Here is a 16,563-nt window from a genome sequence, read left to right as displayed (position 1 = left end):
TAAAATCCGGCGCATGATATAGCAATAATCGCAAATTAACATCCACACATTTTACGCTACATTTACGCATTAAAAATTATTAATCGTTTACATGCGCGGCATTTTTGCCCAGTCTTCAGCCTCAAATTTTGGTTGAGGGCGAAAAAATGCAACAATACATACAATTGCCCGTATAGGTTGAAAGACAGGATTGATATGACGAATCTCCCCAAGTTCTCCACCGCACTGCTTCATCCGCGTTATTGGTTAACCTGGTTGGGTATTGGCGTACTTTGGTTGGTCGTGCAATTGCCCTACCCGATTATCTATCGCCTCGGCTGTGTAACAGGACGACTGGCGTTACGTTTTATGAAACGACGCGCCAAAATTGTGCATCGCAACCTGGAACTGTGCTTCCCGGAAATGAGCGAACAAGAGCGCCAGCAGATGGTGATTAAGAATTTTGAATCCGTTGGTATGGGACTGATGGAAACCGGCATGGCGTGGTTCTGGCCAGAAAGTCGGGTTGCCCGCTGGACGGAAGTCATTGGCATGGAACATATTCGTGACGTACAGGCGCAAAAGCGCGGCATCCTGTTAGTTGGCATCCATTTTCTGACGCTGGAACTCGGTGCACGACAATTTGGAATGCAGGAGCCGGGCATCGGGGTTTATCGCCCGAATGACAACCCATTAATCGACTGGCTGCAAACCTGGGGCCGCCTGCGTTCGAATAAATCGATGCTCGACCGCAAAGATTTAAAAGGGATGATTAAAGCACTGAAAAAAGGTGAAGTCGTTTGGTATGCGCCGGATCACGATTACGGTCCACGCTCGAGCGTTTTTGTGCCGTTGTTCGCCGTTGAGCAGGCGGCAACCACAAGCGGCACCTGGATGTTGGCACGGATGTCCGGCGCATGTCTGGTGCCATTTGTCCCTCGTCGTAAGCCGGACGGCAAAGGTTATCAGTTGATCATGCTGCCGCCAGAGTGTTCACCGCCACTGGATAACGCTGAAACCACCGCCGCGTGGATGAACAAAGTGGTCGAAAAATGCATCATGATGGCGCCTGAACAGTACATGTGGCTGCATCGCCGCTTCAAAACGCGCCCGGAAGGCGTTCCTTCACGTTACTAATCTTCTTTATGCCGGATAAGATGCGCAGCATCGCATCCGGCACATCAGCATCAAATCCCCTGATTTAGCGATAAAAGCTCTCTGCATTGCGTCACTTATAAGTCAGGCGCATAATTAGTGTGCTTATCTTTTATTCTTTTGTTCACCGCGCCCTGGCGCACCAACAGCGGATTGCTATGTCACCCTGTGAAAATGACACTCCCATAAACTGGAAACGAAACCTGCTCGTTGCCTGGCTTGGCTGTTTTCTTACCGGCGCCGCCTTCAGTCTGGTAATGCCGTTCTTACCCCTCTACGTTGAGCAACTTGGCGTTACGGGCCATTCGGCACTAAATATGTGGTCAGGGATTGTCTTCAGTATCACCTTTCTATTCTCCGCTATTGCTTCTCCGTTCTGGGGAGGACTTGCTGACCGCAAAGGTCGAAAAATTATGCTCCTGCGCTCGGCCCTCGGGATGAGCATCGTGATGGTGCTGATGGGAGTAGTGCAAAATATCTGGCAATTTCTGATCCTACGAGCATTGCTGGGTCTGCTCGGTGGATTTGTCCCTAATGCCAACGCGCTAATCGCCACTCAGGTCCCGCGCAATAAAAGCGGCTGGGCGCTGGGTACGCTCTCTACCGGTGGGGTTAGCGGCGCGCTGCTCGGCCCCATGGCTGGCGGCTTGCTCGCCGATAACTACGGCTTACGTCCGGTATTTTTTATTACCGCCAGTGTGCTAATACTCTGCTTTTTCGTCACCCTGTTTTGTATCAAAGAGAAATTCCAGCCAGTCAGCAAAAAAGAGATGCTGCACATGCGGGAAGTCGTGACATCGCTTAAAAATCCGAAGCTGGTACTTAGCCTGTTTGTCACAACATTAATCATCCAGGTCGCCACCGGTTCAATCGCGCCAATCCTGACACTCTATGTCCGTGAGCTGGCGGGGGATGTCAGTAATGTTGCTTTTATCAGTGGCATGATTGCCTCGGTCCCCGGCGTGGCTGCGCTACTTAGCGCGCCACGACTTGGCAAACTGGGGGATCGTATCGGGCCAGAGAAGATCCTGATAACGGCGCTGCTCTTTTCTGTGCTGCTGTTAATCCCTATGTCTTACGTCCAGACACCATTCCAACTGGGGATTTTACGCTTTTTACTCGGGGCCGCCGATGGCGCGTTACTCCCCGCGGTACAAACGTTACTGGTCTATAACTCAACAAATCAAATCGCCGGGCGAATTTTCAGCTACAACCAGTCATTTCGCGATATTGGCAACGTTACGGGACCATTGATGGGCGCGGCTATCTCGGCAAACTATGGTTTCCGTGCAGTGTTTCTGGTGACCGCCGGAGTGGTGTTGTTTAACGCGGTTTATTCCTGGAACAGTTTGCGTCGCCGCCGATTGCCCCAAGTGACAGGCTGATTTTTCGCCTTTCATACTTGCAAAAGCGCATAATCAGCTATTCTTTCCCTGAATACATCATCAAATCAAAGGGAGAATCGTGATGACTATGTACGCAACGCTTGAAGAAGCCATTGATGCCGCACGGGAAGAATTTCTTACTGACACCCCCGGAATCGATGCAGATGAAGCAAATGTGCAACAGTTCAATGTCCAGAAATACATTCTGCAAGATGGTGACATTATGTGGCAGGTTGAGTTTTTCGCTGATGAAGGCGAAGAAGGTGAATGTCTGCCAATGTTCAGCGGTGAAGCTGCACAAAGCGTCTTTGACGGCGATTATGATGAAATTGAAATTCGCCAGGAATGGCAGGAAGAAAATACGCTGCATGAATGGGACGAAGGCGAATTTCAGCTTGAGCCGCCACTGGATACTGAAGAAGGACGCGCTGCCGCCGATGAATGGGATGAGCGTTAATGACTCATTCATATGGCCCATGTTGAATATCAATGGGCAGCAGTAAGGTATCGAAGACGAGGGAGAATGGCAGATCGAGGATCGTAACATAGCGCCACGCGGAGTCACGAACATCCCATTGCACCCCGGGATAATATTGGTTGCCATGCCCCTGCCCCGGTATAGTGCGGCTAATGATGCTGCCACAGCCACTCAGTAAGGTAACCATGATGCCTACCACAATGAAACGCATTTGATACCTCTTTCCTAAAAAAATACCGGCATTACGCCGGTATTTTTATTGGCTCGTTGTTTTTGCCGGATGCGGCGTGAACGCCTTATCCGACCTACAAAATCTTGCAAAATCAATATATTGCAGGAACGATGTAGGCCTGATAAGCGTAGCGCATCAGGCAACTACGTTTTTATTGCGAAGCCGCAGCCGGGTTACGCAATGCCTGTGGGTTCAGCTTTATCCCTTCGTAGTAACTCACCCATGAAGAATATTTCTCTGGAGAGTTCCATACGCGGAAATGCAAACGTGCCATCGTTACCGGGTCGCTCAAAAGCACCAGACGACGATCGCGATTCAGCTTCTCTGGCGTCTCGTTAAGCGCCTGTTCAACGTGGCGGTCACGGGCGATTTCCAGCACCTTACTGGCGCGGTGACGCGCGGTCGCCATTGCCGTTGCCAGGGCGTTAAACGACGGGTTAAACACCGCGTGCATAAAGCCATCGTCGAGAGAACGCTGACGGTTCATCTCAAGGAAACGGTCGGTATCGACCAGCACCTGCGGCGGTGAATACTCTTCTGGGATCAGGAACAGTTTCCAGCGTTTAGTACGCAGCCCCACGGTCGTACGACTGGAGATCACCGAAACAAACGGTGACAGGATCAGCGAGAAAACAATCGGCGCCAGCCAGAACAGGAATCTCAGATCCAGCCATGCCATGCCAACCGCCCACACCAGACCCAGTAACAGTTGCGAGCCGTGGCGTTTAAACGCTTCTCCCCAGGAAGTGGAGTCATCATCACGTTGCGGTGAATTCCACACCACTTCCCAGCCGAGGAAGGCGCTGACCACAAATACCGTATGGAACAGCATGCGCACCGGCGCCAGCAGTACGGAGAACAGCACTTCCAGCAGCAGCGACAAGGTGACGCGCCAGAAGCCACCATACTCTTTAGTCCCTTTGCACCAGATGAGCAAAATACTCAACAATTTTGGCAGGAACAGCAGCACCATTGTTGAGGCAAACAGTGCAATTGCCAGTTCAGGACGCCATTGCGGCCACACCGGGAACAACTGCCGTGGTTGCAGGAAATATTGCGGTTCGGTCAACGCATGTACTACCTGTAATGCGGTCGAGAGCGCGAGGAACATAAACCACAGCGGTGCAGAGAGATATGACATCACCCCCGTCAGGAACACCGCACGGTGTACCGGGTGCATCCCTTTAACCAGGAACAGGCGGAAGTTCATCAGGTTGCCATGACACCAGCGACGGTCACGCTTTAGCTCATCCAGCAAGTTTGGCGGCAACTCTTCATAAGAGCCCGGGAGATCGTACGCAATCCATACTCCCCAGCCTGCGCGGCGCATCAGAGCGGCTTCTACAAAGTCGTGCGACAGGATTGAACCGGCAAAAGAACCTTCCCCCGGCAACGGCGCCAGCGCGCAGTGCTCGATAAACGGTTTCACGCGGATAATCGCGTTATGCCCCCAGTAGTGCGACTCGCCGAGTTGCCAGAAGTGCAAACCGGCCGTGAACAATGGCCCATAAACACGGGTCGCAAACTGCTGGCAGCGCGCGTACAGCGTATTCATACCAGATGCTTTCGGCGAAGACTGGATAATCCCGGCGTTCGGGTTGGCTTCCATCAGGCGCACCAGGCCGCACAAGCAATCACCGGTCATCACTGAATCGGCATCCAGCACCACCATGTAGCTGTACTGACTGCCCCAGCGACGGCAGAAGTCATCGATATTACCGCTTTTACGCTTTACACGACGGCGGCGGCGGCGATAGAAAATCTGCCCTTCGCCGCCGACTTCAGCGATAAGCTCCATCCAGGCTTTTTGCTCTGCGACGCAGATATCCGGGTTGTAACTATCACTCAGAATGTAAACATCAAAGTGTTTAGCATTGCCGGTGGCTTTTACCGATTCCCACGTTGCACGCAAGCCTGCAAAGACGCGACTCACGTCTTCATTACAGATGGGCATGATCAATGCCGTACGATGCTCCGGGTTTAGCGGTTCATCGCCAACAGTCGACGCAGAAATACTGTATTTATCGCGACCAATGAGCAGTTGCAGGAATCCCATCAGCGCGGTCCAGAAACCGGCAGACACCCAGCAGAAAAGAACAGCAAAGAGGATCAGAATGCCGGTCTGCAACATATAAGGCAGGAGCTGCATAAAGGAAACCCACAGATCCTGATCGACCATATCAACCGGATTAATAAACGCCCACCCCTGATACGGCAGGATCGTCTTCATATACCAGGTGGCGACCACGGTTTGCGCCAGTGTCAGAATAAGCAGGATATAACGACGGATTGTCCCGACGGTACGCCACTTTTGCTCGCTTTCCTGTTCTTCTTTGGTCAACCGAGCCAGATAGCGCGGTGTCACATCGCGCCCGCGCAGACGATCCCAGAATCGCCCTACCGGGTTAGTTCGCCACGGATCGGGAAACATAGAGGAGCGTTTTGCTTTCGGCATTGCCTGAAGCTGATCGCGTCCTTCGTCGTCTTTAATTAACTGTCCATCAGCCAGCGAATCCGGCCAGGCTTGTTCAAGACGAGCCTTCACCGACCCTTGCGGGGAGTCATCCTCCCGCGCCCAGGTGCGGTGCTCGGCATCCAGCGCCTGATGAACGGCGCGGATATCGGTCTTCGGCAATGCCGCTTTCTCGCTTGCGGAGATGGGCATTGCGTCAATGTACTCAGTTGTTTTATTCATTGGCAGGTAACTGGTAGCTCCAGGTTTCACTCAACGTCTGATCGGCATTCACCAGCGCAGCACGCATTTCAGTGGTTTTCTTGGCATCTTTCACTTTCACGCGCATTACCAGACGCCAGCCTTTGGTGACCGGGTTATAACGTACTGTACTCTCTACAATCTCACCATTATCGCCAATACTGGTTTGTGCGGTGACTGGCGTATCCACTGGCAGCTTTTTCATTTCTGGACCAGTAAAATCGACCACAAAAGCGATAGTACCGTCAGGTTGACGAATCAGGTTTGATTGTTTCACATCCCCCGTTGAGCGACGCGTCTGCTGTACCCAGGCGTTATCTGGCGCATGCAATTTGTCTTCGTCCCGGCTGAAAGTGATGGTGTATTTAAAGTTCATCTCTTTACCTGGTTCCGGCAGCTGATCCGGCGTCCAGTAAGCGACGATGTTATCGTTAGTTTCATCGTTAGTCGGAATTTCTACCAACTCAACGCTACCTTTGCCCCACTCCCCTTTCGGTGTTACCCAGGCGCTTGGACGCAGATCGTAACGGTCGTCGAGATCTTCGAAACGAGAGAAGTCGCGGCCACGCTGTAACAGACCAAACCCTTGCGGATTCTCCATAGAGAAGCTGCTAACCGCCAGATGTTTCGGGTTATTCAGCGGACGCCAGATCCACTCACCGTTACCGGCATGGATAGACAAGCCGTTTGAGTCGTGCAATTCCGGACGATAGTTATTTGCCGGAGACGGCTGGTTCGGGCCGAACAGGAACATACTGGTTAGCGGCGCAACGCCCAGTTTGCCGACTTTATCGCGCAGATAAATTTTAGACTGCACATCAACAACCGTGTCACGTCCCGGCATAACCACAAACTTGTAAGCGCCTGTCGCACGCGGCGAGTCAAGCAATGCATAAATGGTTAAACGTTTATCAGTCGGTTTTGGGCGCTCGATCCAGAACTCTTTGAAGCGCGGAAATTCTTCACCGGATGGCAACGCGGTATCAATTGCCAGGCCGCGGGCAGACAGGCCATAAACCTGACCTGCGCCAATCACGCGGAAATAGCTGGCCCCGAGCATGCTGACGATTTCATCGTTTTTATCTTTGCTGTTGATCGGGTAAAGCACTTTAAAACCGGCAAAACCAAGGTCTTTTACCGTGTCTTTGTCATGCTGAACATCGCCGAATGTAAAATAATCCGGGCTGTATTTGATTCTTTTTACTGCCGTTGCAGTAACTTCATTGATTTTGACCGGCGTGTCGAAGTACATACCCTGATGGTAGAACTCGAGCTTGAATGGGGTCTTCAGATTGTTCCAGTAGGCTTTGTCATGATTAAACTGGATCTGCTGATAGTCCGCGTATTTCATGTCGCGGAAAACGGAGGGCAAGTTACTTTTAGGCGCCTCATAGCCTTTCCCGGCTAAGGATTGAGCTTGCTTTGCGACATCGTCAATGCTGAAGGCCCAGCTTGATGATGTATACAGGGTTAACATTACTGCAGCACTCAACCAACGCATTTTCATCATTTGTAGTTTATGTTTCATAATAAGTAAGCACTTCCCCCTTTGTGTGCTTATATCGATCCGATCTATTTTAATGGATAACCAGCCATTCCGACAACAGAATCCCGGTATTATTCAGCGTGCCGGCTCATTGATTAAGCACCTGATTGCAACCGTTTTCACTTTCCGTGCTTCTCCTAAAGACAGAAGCAGCGAGTTCGTGTAGGGTTTGCCAGCAAATTTATTTATCAACCGTCTTACAGACGCTTCCATTTTGGTTAGTGGTAGTGGCTATGCCGCGTAAAAAACACCCGTGAAGTCTGTGCCAGATGCGCCAGACCGATGTAGTTATGGCAAAAGCCTAAAGACATTACCCGGCAGGGATAAGACGAAAAATCCGAGATTAGTTAACCATATATGAATCCAGTACCCGCGCAGCGTGAATATTTCCTCGACTCCATCCGCGCCTGGTTGATGTTGTTAGGGATCCCTTTTCATATTTCTTTAATCTATTCAAGCCACACCTGGCATGTGAACAGCGCAGAGCCGTCCTGGTGGCTGACACTTTTTAACGATTTCATCCACTCGTTCCGCATGCAGGTATTCTTCGTTATTTCTGGTTATTTTTCCTACATGCTTTTTTTGCGCTACCCATTGAAAAAATGGTGGAAAGTTCGCGTCGAACGCGTGGGGATCCCGATGTTAACGGCCATTCCTCTGCTAACTTTGCCGCAATTCATTATGCTACAGTATGTCAAAGGCAAAGCAGAAAACTGGCCCGGCCTGTCATTGTATGACAAGTATAATACACTGGCCTGGGAATTAATTTCGCACCTGTGGTTTTTACTGGTATTGGTGGTCATGACGACGCTTTGCATATGGATATTTAAGCGCATTAAAAATAATTTAGATAATTCTGGTAACAAAAATAAAAAATTCTCAATGGCTAAACTATCAGTGATCTTCTTATGCCTCGGCATCGGCTATGCGGCAATAAGAAGAACGCTCTTTATCGTTTACCCGCCTATTTTAAGCGATGGCATGTTCAATTTTATTTTCATGCAGACGCTGTTTTATATGCCGTTTTTTATCCTTGGTGCATTAGCTTTTATTTTCCCTAATCTTAAAGCCTTGTTTACCACACCTTCTCGTGGTTGCACGCTCGCTGCAGCAATGGCATTTGTCGCATATTTGCTCAATCAACGTTACGGTAGCGGCGATGCCTGGATGTATGAAACCGAGTCGGTGATCACGATGGTACTCGGCCTGTGGATGGTGAATGTGGTTTTCTCCTTTGGCCACCGCCTGCTCAATTTCCAGTCGGCTCGGGTAACCTATTTTGTAAACGCATCGCTGTTTATTTATCTGGTTCACCACCCTTTAACGCTCTTTTTTGGTGCGTATATCACGCCCCATATCACGTCAAACCTGCTGGGATTCCTCTGTGGCCTGATATTCGTGATAGGGATTGCGATAATTCTGTATGAAATTCATTTACGCATTCCATTGTTGAAGTTTTTGTTCTCCGGAAAACCGGCCATTAAGCGCGAGAATGATAAAGCGCCAGCCCGCTAAGTCACGTTTACAATAACCATTCAACGGGTAATATTGACGCCAGTCTGACCAAAACCCGCTTCCAGAAACTGGTTGCGGGTTCTTTTTTGAGAATCATTTCTTCCTTCCCGTGGCGATCGACCCAGTTAATCCGTCCCCACCGATCTAAACGCAACTGCCAGGCCGCATCATACTGACTCTGAATAAAGCGTTTATCGATCAGCTGCGCCAGCGTTTTGCTCTCTATTACCAGGCCCATTTCAGTGTTGAGTAATGTTGAACGCGGGTCGAAATTGAATGAACCAATAAACACAATTTTGCCATCAATACTGAAGGTCTTGGCATGCAGACTGGCCCCGGAATTCCCGGTTATTCCACGGTCGTGCAATGTACCTGGTTGTTCCCGCGTTGGCTTCAGTTCATAGAGTTCCACGCCATAACGGAGCAATTTTTTGCGCCAGCGTGCGTAGCCAGCATGCACCACAGCGACATCATTAGCGGCAAGTGAGTTGGTTAAGATCGCTATCTTTACCCCTTTTCTTACCATCCGTAACAGTTGCGCCACACCTGCACGCGTCGGCACAAAATAAGAAGAGATAATATCAATCCGCTCGCCGGGTGACCCCATGATATCGAACAGACGCTGCGGCAGAAGGGAATGGCGTTTTGCTTTACCCTCCCCTTTCGCTGGATCATCACTTAATAAACGCGTTTTTGCCCAAATAAGCGGTAACGTACCCTCAACGAGTTGATTCATAAAAGGGCTGGATCCCAGTTTACGCAAATAGCGATGTGTAATGCTGTCATTATGCCAGGATGCGGGTAGCTCAATACGATCAGCCATTTCACCTTCAGGTACATCCAGAACATGCTGCAAGGAGGAAACTGATTTGCAATACCAGTAGCGGGCGAAATCATCAGCGACGTCCTCAACAACTGGCCCGATTGCCAGGACATCTAAATCTGAAAAAAGTGGCTCTTCTCCTGCACCAAAATAGGCATCGCCAACGTTGCGCCCACCCACCAGCGTCACCACGCCATCGACGGTAAAGCTCTTATTGTGCATACGTCGATTGAGACGAGAAAAATCGGTGATATAACCAAGCGGACGTAACAGGCGAAAAGAGAAAGGATTGAAAAGTCGAACTTCAATCCGCGGATGACTATCGAGCAAGCGTAAAATGCCATCAAGTCCGGGTGTATTGTTGTCATCAAGCAACAAACGAACGCGAACGCCACGCTTCGCGGCGGCTAACAGAGCCGAAAACAGCAATCGCCCCGACATATCGTCCTGCCAGATGTAATACTGAACATCCAGCGTATGTTCCGCCATTTCGGCCAGGCGGTAACGTGCGGCAAACGCATCCAGACCTTTATCAAGGGGGAAAATGCCGCACAGTCCTGGATGTTGCGAACACAAGGGCAACACCGCGCTCGCCAGCCGAGGCAAATCATTCATCTCCTTGTTGGGTAAGGAGTCTTTCGTAGAGATGGGCGTTTTCTTCATCATAACAGACAAAGTATACCTGCTCGGGTAAAGCGTGACGGGTAATAAATTCCGAAACGGTTTTTACTGCTATTTCAGCCGCTGCAGCGCGTGGGTATCCATAAACACCCGTACTAATGGCAGGAAAAGCTACCGATGTATAACTGTTCGCCGCCACCAGTCGCAGGCTATTGAGATAGGCATCCTGCAATAGCTGATCTTCATTTTGTTCTCCGCCGCGCCACACTGGTCCAACGGTATGTACAACAGCTTTGGCGGGGAGATCGCCTGCAAGGGTAATTACTGCGTGTCCCGTAGGGCAATCACCCTGCTGTTGTCTGACTTTTAAACAGGCATCCAGCAGCGCCGGACCGGCAGCGCGATGTATAGCGCCATCGACGCCCCCTCCCCCCATCAATGATGGATTTGCCGCATTAACAATCACATCAACGGCCAGTTTGGTAATATCGCCCTGTACAACATGAATACGCGATTTCATAACGCCTCCTTACACCATCTTGTTTCTTAAGTGTACAGCAGGGTTTTTAGCGAAATCGCATTTTTCTTGTCAGCAACGTGAGTGATTCAGAAACTTAGTTATATTCGATGTTCATCACAGCCAGCTTTTTCTGCTTATCAAGATACTGCACTTTTACTGAGGCAATTTGCGCATTTTTGACTTTGCCACTCATTAGCTCTTTGCTGGAATAAGTTTTGCTCTGTACAGGGCCATTTTGCATACAGGTCATTTCAACGGGCGTTTGCAGAGAGCTCACTTCACACGCGGGCTCCACGATTTGACCATGAAAATGAATCACGCCACCTTGCGCATTGCTTTCCGCTGTTGCAAAGAAAGGACAAACCAGACTACCGAGCATAAGAGAGTTTAAAAAAGGTCTGAACATTTATTCTATTTCCTCAATGATTAGTCATCCTTGAGGGGTGGTGTTATCCATACTTTCAGATTGGCCGATTCGCAGCAAACCATTCTCTCCAGATTCATCTTATGCCCGATATTTCAAAGAATTAAGACTTTTCTGAAGAAGACGGCCATTGTTGTGATAAATGAAGTGACTGTCCATCAGAAACAGTAACAACTATTTTCACCCGATCGTCCGGGGAAATATTTAAACTCAACTTCGTCAAGGCAATGGGTTGATTAGCGGGCAATGAGAGGGTCTTTTCTTGTTTGGTCTGGCTTTGGCCTGAACTGCCTTCACGCAGAGACAATATTTGCACCCGGCACAGGCATGATTGCGTCAGAGTAACTTCAGGAATAATGGTGTACATGTCACCTTGCTGGGTTGTATTAAAGGTTATCTGGCTGGAAAGCGCCGCGAGAAGTAATAACGCGTTCATACTATTCTCCCGAAAAAAAACAGGGCTTACGCCCTGTTTCTGTCATACAAATTCTGTATTAGTACTGATGAGCGGTCGCGTTGTTACCAAAGCCAACCTGAGTTACGTTGACGCTGGAGTTAGATGCAGTCTGGTCAACTGCTGCACCGTTGCCACCACCGAACTGTTTAACAGTCATTTCAGAGTTCTTACCGTTCCACTGATCAAGAGTGGCGCTGTTACCGAAGCCACGCTGGGTCAGTTCAATTGAGCTGTCATCAGAACCTTGTCCAACATCTGCGCCGTTACCGCCGCCGTGCTGGGTAATCGTCAGGTCAGAGTTGCGGGCATCAGCCTGCAATGCAACAGCAGAGTTACCGCCACCGTGCTGGTAAATATTCAGCTCTGAATTCGGACCGCTGTTATTGCCGCCGCCACCGTGGTTGCCGCCGCCGCCGCCGTACTGAGGAATAGAACCTGCCAGAGCGCTACCAGAGAATACGATTGCTGCAATTGCTGCTACTTTTAAAAGTTTCATGTAAAACCCCCATCGGATTGATTTAAAAGTCGAATGGAAATTAACGCTGTGTTACGCGAATAGCCATTTGCGACTGTCTCTGCACTACAATTGCCGTTTTTTGAGTACCATGCTGCGTAATATTTGCTTTATTACCAGAACCTTTCTGGATAATCATTGCAGTATTACCATATGCGCCTTGCGAAATACTGGCATCGTTGGCATTGCCCGCCTGATCAATATACGCAAGGTTATAATCTCCTGTCTGGTCAATCCTTGCCCGGTTGTTATTACCATCTTGCGAAACAACCGACAAAAGTTTAGAGCCTCCCTGCCGTAACTGTGCACTATTATTAGCGCCAGCTTGACCAATTATGGCTGCCTGATTAAATGAAGACTTACTCAATTCATTTACCGCAAAGTTATACTCTGAATTAGCTAAATCATAACCTGCCGCGGCTGCAATCCCAGGCGCACCCAGTACTGTTAACATCATAAATAACAATCTGTTTTTCATGTTGTCACCCTGGACCTGGTCGTACATTTAAGAAATTTAAATCATTTCAACTTGGTTGTTAACGCAAACCGTTTTTTGTTAACGCTGCGTTACGATGGAAAGTATGTCTGCGGAAATATTTTTAATAACTCACCCGCGCGTTGTATTTTTCTTTTTTTACTCATGCCAAAGTATTAAAACTCGCGTAAATACGCTGTTATTTACGCAAAAATTATTTTGTTTGCTTTTGAACCTTCGTTTTTTGACCGCGAAAATTCGACAAACTATCTCTTCCCATGATTCACGAAGACTCCTTCGATATGTTTGCCTGACAAGCCGTCACAAACATCGTCTTTTTGCAGCAAAAATTTGTCCATGAAGAGATTCTGAAAATACAGACAATTTTAGCGCAACAAAAGGACCAGAAATAAATAAATATTATTAAATTAATCATTCAGTTACGTATATTTGTATGACTTTTCAAAATTGTGCAATAAAAGCTATATGTACAACTTTTCTATCATTACCAGACTTAATGATTCCTTAATTTTAACGATTTTAAATACCGTGTTACATCCTGTTACACGTTTAACACTTGATTTAAGATTTGTAATGGCTAGATTGAAATCAGATGTAATCCATTAGTTTTATTTTTTACCCATTTAGGGTTGATTTATTACTACACACAGCAGTGCAACATCTGTCAGTACTTCTGGTGCCTTTATTGAATAAAGGCAGCTGTCAGGTGTGCGATTAATAAAAAGAGCGGGGTTTCATCATGTTTAATGAAGTCCATAGTATTCATGGTCATACATTACTGTTAATCACTAAACCTTCATTGCAGGCGACTGCGTTATTGCAGCATTTAAAACAATCGCTGGCAATTACAGGAAAACTACATAACATTCAACGTTCTCTGGACGATATATCTTCTGGCTGCATTATTCTGTTAGATATGATGGAAGCAGATAAAAAACTCATCCATTACTGGCAGGATACATTAAGCAGAAAACACAACAACATCAAAACACTGTTGTTAAATACTCCAGACGATTACCCGTACCGCGACATTGAAAACTGGCCTCACATCAACGGTGTTTTTTACGCCCTGGAGGATCAAGAACGCGTCATCAATGGGTTGCAAGGCGTCTTACGCGGGGAATGCTACTTTACGCAAAAACTTGCCAGCTATCTGATCACACATTCAGGTAACTATCGTTATAACAGCACGGAATCTGCCCTCCTTACTCATAGGGAAAAAGAGATCCTTAATAAACTGCGTATCGGCGCCTCAAATAACGAGATTGCTCGTTCGCTGTTCATCAGCGAAAATACGGTTAAAACGCATCTTTATAATCTTTTCAAGAAGATAGCAGTCAAAAACCGGACTCAAGCAGTCTCATGGGCAAACGATAACCTCAGGCGATAAAGCCATGAAACGTTATTTATGCTGGATTGTCGCAGCGAATATTCTCTTCGCTGCCGGGAATGCTCACGCCGTAGAGGTAGAAGTACCGGGATTGTTAACTGACCATACTGTTTCATCCATTGGACACGATTTTTATCGTGCCTTTAGTGATAAATGGGAAAGTAGCTATACCGGGAACTTGACGATTAATGAAAGACCCAGTGCACGATGGGGAAGCTGGATCACCATAACGGTAAATCAGGACGTTATTTTCCAGACTTTTTTATTCCCATTGAAAAGAGACTTCGAGAAAACTGTTGTCTTTGCACTGGCACAAACTGAAGAAGCACTGAACCGTCGACAGATTAGTCAGGCTTTACTGAGTACGGGCGATTTAGCGCCTGATGAATTTTAAATTAAATTGTCCGGAGGCTGCAATGCGTGTCAAACATGCAGTAATTCTACTCATGCTAATTTCGCCAATAAGTTGGGCCGGGAATATGACCTTCCAGTTCCGCAATCCTAATTTTGGTGGCAACCCTAATAATGGTGCTTTTTTACTAAACAGCGCCCAGGCACAGAACTCGTATAAAGACCCAAGTTATGATGATGACTTTGGTATTGAAACGCCCTCGGCGTTAGATAACTTCACCCAAGCCATTCAGTCACAAATATTAGGTGGGCTGTTGACAAATATTAATACGGGTCAGCCAGGACGAATGGTGACTAACGAATATATTGTCGATATTGCCAACCGGGATGGTCAGCTGCAACTGAACGTAACCGATCGTAAAACGGGTCAAACGTCCACGATTCAGGTTTCGGGATTACAAAATAACTCAACCGATTTTTAAGCCCCAGCTTTGTAAGGAAAATAATATGCAGCGCTTATTTGTTTTGGTTGCAGTCATGTTGCTGAGTGGATGCTTAACAGCACCACCAAAAGAAGCCGCCAAGCCGACATTAATGCCTCGAGCTCAAAGCTACAAAGATTTAACCCATTTGCCTTCGCCAACGGGCAAAATCTTTGTTTCGGTATACAACATCCAGGATGAAACTGGACAATTTAAACCTTATCCGGCTAGTAACTTCTCCACCGCAGTTCCGCAAAGCGCGACCGCAATGCTGGTCACCGCATTGAAAGATTCGCGTTGGTTTGTACCGCTGGAGCGTCAGGGCCTACAAAACTTACTGAACGAACGTAAGATTATTCGTGCGGCACAGGAAAATGGCACCGTTGCGCTCAATAACCGGATCCCGCTACAGTCGCTGACGGCAGCCAATATCATGGTTGAAGGGTCGATTATTGGTTATGAAAGTAACGTGAAATCGGGCGGTGCCGGGGCGAGATATTTCGGTATTGGCGCCGATACGCAGTACCAACTTGACCAAATCGCGGTGAACTTGCGTGTCGTTAATGTTAGCACCGGTGAAATCCTGTCATCAGTGAACACCAGTAAGACCATTCTTTCCTATGAAGTCCAGGCCGGTGTCTTCCGCTTTATCGACTACCAGCGGTTACTGGAAGGGGAAGTAGGATATACCTCGAACGAACCCGTTATGCTATGCCTGATGTCTGCGATTGAAACCGGTGTTATCTTCCTGATTAATGATGGTATCGACCGCGGTCTGTGGGATTTGCAGAATAAAGCAGATCGGCAGAATGACATTCTGGTGAAATACCGCCATCTGTCAGTGCCGCCGGAATCCTGATCCATAAAAAACTGCACCTTAATCAGTTGGGTGTCCAACTTTTGGGGTGCAGTCCTTTTTAATCCGGCTTTTACGTATTCAATATAAAGCGTGATTCTCTCACGCTTTATTTTTTACTTGTTGTTCATGGTGAGCGGCCTTAGCACTGCGCGCTGCCAACCAGAGCCCACTGTTTTTCATCGCGTAACCAAACACCAGCCCAACCGCCAGAGATGGCAATACCAGCTTCCAGTTCCCCTGCGCGGCAAACGTCGCACACGCGCCGATAAACGTACCCGGAACAAATGACAGCAATAGCTGTTTGGCCTGAATACACATCAGGAAAGCAACAATGCCAGTCATGACATAGCCAACTATTTCCAGATGGGGTGCCAGAGCACTACCGTAAATGATGACCATTGCCCACACCACACCGCTAAACAGCGTTGCAGCGGAGATCGCCAACCCTTTCAGGCCTCCTTGTGGACAGGCAAAGTAGGCCGTGCAGCCAAGGAAACCAGCCCAGCTGAGTAAACCAAGGGAAACGGCCACCCATCCCCAGATACCGGAGAGAATGCCCGTTGTGATTGCAATAGAGAGAAGTATGTTCATGTCGCGAATGATAACAGAAAACGCACCCATGA

18 protein-coding genes are annotated in these 16,563 nt (G+C 48.2%); 8 read left to right on the top strand and 10 right to left on the bottom strand.

Translation table 11 applies throughout. The features are described 5' to 3' along the window. Nucleotides 1-195 precede the first annotated feature (195 nt). From lpxL to A9180_RS10260, 3 genes are all read left to right on the top strand, one after another. On the top strand, nt 196-1,116 hold the full coding sequence (gene lpxL / locus A9180_RS10270) for a kdo(2)-lipid IV(A) lauroyltransferase (RefSeq protein ID WP_064528515.1): 921 nt from the start codon (nt 196-198) through the stop codon (nt 1,114-1,116). A gap of 176 nt (nt 1,117-1,292) precedes the next feature. Then, entirely contained in the window at nt 1,293-2,519 is a 1,227-nt protein-coding gene (gene mdtG, locus A9180_RS10265; protein WP_064528829.1) for a multidrug efflux MFS transporter MdtG, read from the top strand. Nucleotides 2,520-2,601: 82 nt separating this feature from the next. Then, on the top strand, nt 2,602-2,976 hold the full coding sequence (locus tag A9180_RS10260; protein ID WP_064528513.1) for a MysB family protein: 375 nt from the start codon (nt 2,602-2,604) through the stop codon (nt 2,974-2,976). 4 nt (nt 2,977-2,980) lie between these two features. Here the strand turns inward: A9180_RS10260 and A9180_RS10255 are convergent, their stop codons facing one another. From A9180_RS10255 to mdoG, 3 genes are all read right to left on the bottom strand, one after another. Continuing rightward, nucleotides 2,981-3,208, bottom strand: coding sequence for a YceK/YidQ family lipoprotein (locus A9180_RS10255; protein ID WP_064528511.1), 228 nt, complete (start codon nt 3,206-3,208; stop codon nt 2,981-2,983). A 172-nt stretch (nt 3,209-3,380) separates the two neighbouring features. After that, on the bottom strand, nt 3,381-5,924 hold the full coding sequence (gene mdoH / locus A9180_RS10250; protein WP_074399520.1) for a glucans biosynthesis glucosyltransferase MdoH: 2,544 nt from the start codon (nt 5,922-5,924) through the stop codon (nt 3,381-3,383). Beyond that, nucleotides 5,917-7,452, bottom strand: coding sequence for a glucans biosynthesis protein MdoG (gene mdoG, locus A9180_RS10245; protein WP_074399531.1), 1,536 nt, complete (start codon nt 7,450-7,452; stop codon nt 5,917-5,919). The genes mdoH and mdoG overlap by 8 nt, the downstream gene beginning before the upstream one ends. A gap of 393 nt (nt 7,453-7,845) precedes the next feature. Here mdoG and mdoC point away from each other — a divergent pair, with 393 nt between their 5' ends. Beyond that, a complete protein-coding gene (gene mdoC, locus A9180_RS10235; RefSeq protein ID WP_064528505.1) occupies nt 7,846-9,003 on the top strand; it encodes a glucans biosynthesis protein MdoC in 1,158 nt (385 codons plus the stop codon). 7 nt (nt 9,004-9,010) lie between these two features. Here the strand turns inward: mdoC and clsC are convergent, their stop codons facing one another. The 6 genes from clsC to csgB all read right to left on the bottom strand — a co-directional run bounded on the left by clsC (nt 9,011) and on the right by csgB (nt 12,840). Continuing rightward, the gene (gene clsC / locus A9180_RS10230; protein ID WP_074399519.1) at nt 9,011-10,492 is read right to left on the bottom strand and encodes a cardiolipin synthase ClsC; all 1,482 of its coding nucleotides are present in this window, start codon (nt 10,490-10,492) and stop codon (nt 9,011-9,013) included. Next, on the bottom strand, nt 10,434-10,967 hold the full coding sequence (gene ymdB / locus A9180_RS10225; RefSeq protein WP_064528503.1) for an O-acetyl-ADP-ribose deacetylase: 534 nt from the start codon (nt 10,965-10,967) through the stop codon (nt 10,434-10,436). Before ymdB ends, clsC begins: the two co-directional genes overlap by 59 nt. Before the next feature lie 94 nt (nt 10,968-11,061). After that, a complete protein-coding gene (locus A9180_RS10220; RefSeq protein ID WP_064528501.1) occupies nt 11,062-11,373 on the bottom strand; it encodes a hypothetical protein in 312 nt (103 codons plus the stop codon). A 121-nt stretch (nt 11,374-11,494) separates the two neighbouring features. Continuing rightward, nucleotides 11,495-11,827 carry a curli assembly chaperone CsgC gene (csgC, locus tag A9180_RS10215; protein WP_064528499.1) on the bottom strand — a complete coding sequence of 111 codons (333 nt, stop codon included), beginning with the start codon at nt 11,825-11,827 and terminating at the stop codon, nt 11,495-11,497. Nucleotides 11,828-11,885: 58 nt separating this feature from the next. Continuing rightward, entirely contained in the window at nt 11,886-12,344 is a 459-nt protein-coding gene (gene csgA / locus A9180_RS10210) for a curli major subunit CsgA (protein WP_064528497.1), read from the bottom strand. A 40-nt stretch (nt 12,345-12,384) separates the two neighbouring features. Next, the gene (csgB, locus tag A9180_RS10205; protein WP_064528495.1) at nt 12,385-12,840 is read right to left on the bottom strand and encodes a curli minor subunit CsgB; all 456 of its coding nucleotides are present in this window, start codon (nt 12,838-12,840) and stop codon (nt 12,385-12,387) included. Nucleotides 12,841-13,597: 757 nt separating this feature from the next. Between csgB and csgD the strand changes: the two genes are divergently transcribed. Genes csgD through csgG form a run of 4 tightly spaced genes read left to right on the top strand, consistent with a single transcriptional unit; the run spans nt 13,598 to nt 15,940 of the window. After that, nucleotides 13,598-14,248: a biofilm master transcriptional regulator CsgD gene (csgD, locus tag A9180_RS10195; RefSeq protein ID WP_064528493.1), complete on the top strand. Its 651-nt coding sequence runs from the start codon at nt 13,598-13,600 to the stop codon at nt 14,246-14,248. A gap of 4 nt (nt 14,249-14,252) precedes the next feature. Next, a complete protein-coding gene (csgE, locus tag A9180_RS10190) occupies nt 14,253-14,642 on the top strand; it encodes a curli production assembly/transport protein CsgE (protein ID WP_064528491.1) in 390 nt (129 codons plus the stop codon). A 22-nt stretch (nt 14,643-14,664) separates the two neighbouring features. Further along, a complete protein-coding gene (gene csgF / locus A9180_RS10185) occupies nt 14,665-15,081 on the top strand; it encodes a curli production assembly/transport protein CsgF (protein WP_064528489.1) in 417 nt (138 codons plus the stop codon). 25 nt (nt 15,082-15,106) lie between these two features. Continuing rightward, nucleotides 15,107-15,940, top strand: coding sequence for a curli production assembly/transport protein CsgG (gene csgG, locus A9180_RS10180; protein WP_064528486.1), 834 nt, complete (start codon nt 15,107-15,109; stop codon nt 15,938-15,940). 99 nt (nt 15,941-16,039) lie between these two features. Here the strand turns inward: csgG and A9180_RS10175 are convergent, their stop codons facing one another. After that, nucleotides 16,040-16,531: a DUF1097 domain-containing protein gene (locus tag A9180_RS10175; protein WP_064528823.1), complete on the bottom strand. Its 492-nt coding sequence runs from the start codon at nt 16,529-16,531 to the stop codon at nt 16,040-16,042. Nucleotides 16,532-16,563 lie beyond the last annotated feature (32 nt).

It is taken from the genome of Escherichia sp. B1147, from assembly GCF_001660175.1.
Taxonomy (GTDB): Bacteria; Pseudomonadota; Gammaproteobacteria; order Enterobacterales; family Enterobacteriaceae; genus Escherichia; species Escherichia whittamii.
The sequence above is the reverse complement of the archived record's forward strand: the minus strand, read 5'-3'. Positions and strand labels throughout refer to the sequence as shown.

Excerpts from the sequence above, each read along its gene's own strand:
- A9180_RS10260 (WP_064528513.1), top strand. The coding sequence starts at position 2,602 with ATGACTATGTACGCAACGCTTGAAGAAGCCATTGATGCCGCACGGGAA.
- A9180_RS10175 (WP_064528823.1), bottom strand. The coding sequence starts at position 16,531 with ATGAACATACTTCTCTCTATTGCAATCACAACGGGCATTCTCTCCGGT.
- csgE (WP_064528491.1), top strand. The coding sequence starts at position 14,253 with ATGAAACGTTATTTATGCTGGATTGTCGCAGCGAATATTCTCTTCGCT.
- csgC (WP_064528499.1), bottom strand. The coding sequence starts at position 11,827 with ATGAACGCGTTATTACTTCTCGCGGCGCTTTCCAGCCAGATAACCTTT.
- ymdB (WP_064528503.1), bottom strand. The coding sequence starts at position 10,967 with ATGAAATCGCGTATTCATGTTGTACAGGGCGATATTACCAAACTGGCC.
- mdoC (WP_064528505.1), top strand. The coding sequence starts at position 7,846 with ATGAATCCAGTACCCGCGCAGCGTGAATATTTCCTCGACTCCATCCGC.
- mdoH (WP_074399520.1), bottom strand. The coding sequence starts at position 5,924 with ATGAATAAAACAACTGAGTACATTGACGCAATGCCCATCTCCGCAAGC.
- A9180_RS10255 (WP_064528511.1), bottom strand. The coding sequence starts at position 3,208 with ATGCGTTTCATTGTGGTAGGCATCATGGTTACCTTACTGAGTGGCTGT.
- lpxL (WP_064528515.1), top strand. The coding sequence starts at position 196 with ATGACGAATCTCCCCAAGTTCTCCACCGCACTGCTTCATCCGCGTTAT.
- mdtG (WP_064528829.1), top strand. The coding sequence starts at position 1,293 with ATGTCACCCTGTGAAAATGACACTCCCATAAACTGGAAACGAAACCTG.
- csgD (WP_064528493.1), top strand. The coding sequence starts at position 13,598 with ATGTTTAATGAAGTCCATAGTATTCATGGTCATACATTACTGTTAATC.
- csgB (WP_064528495.1), bottom strand. The coding sequence starts at position 12,840 with ATGAAAAACAGATTGTTATTTATGATGTTAACAGTACTGGGTGCGCCT.
- csgA (WP_064528497.1), bottom strand. The coding sequence starts at position 12,344 with ATGAAACTTTTAAAAGTAGCAGCAATTGCAGCAATCGTATTCTCTGGT.
- csgG (WP_064528486.1), top strand. The coding sequence starts at position 15,107 with ATGCAGCGCTTATTTGTTTTGGTTGCAGTCATGTTGCTGAGTGGATGC.
- mdoG (WP_074399531.1), bottom strand. The coding sequence starts at position 7,452 with ATGATGAAAATGCGTTGGTTGAGTGCTGCAGTAATGTTAACCCTGTAT.
- csgF (WP_064528489.1), top strand. The coding sequence starts at position 14,665 with ATGCGTGTCAAACATGCAGTAATTCTACTCATGCTAATTTCGCCAATA.
- clsC (WP_074399519.1), bottom strand. The coding sequence starts at position 10,492 with ATGATGAAGAAAACGCCCATCTCTACGAAAGACTCCTTACCCAACAAG.
- A9180_RS10220 (WP_064528501.1), bottom strand. The coding sequence starts at position 11,373 with ATGTTCAGACCTTTTTTAAACTCTCTTATGCTCGGTAGTCTGGTTTGT.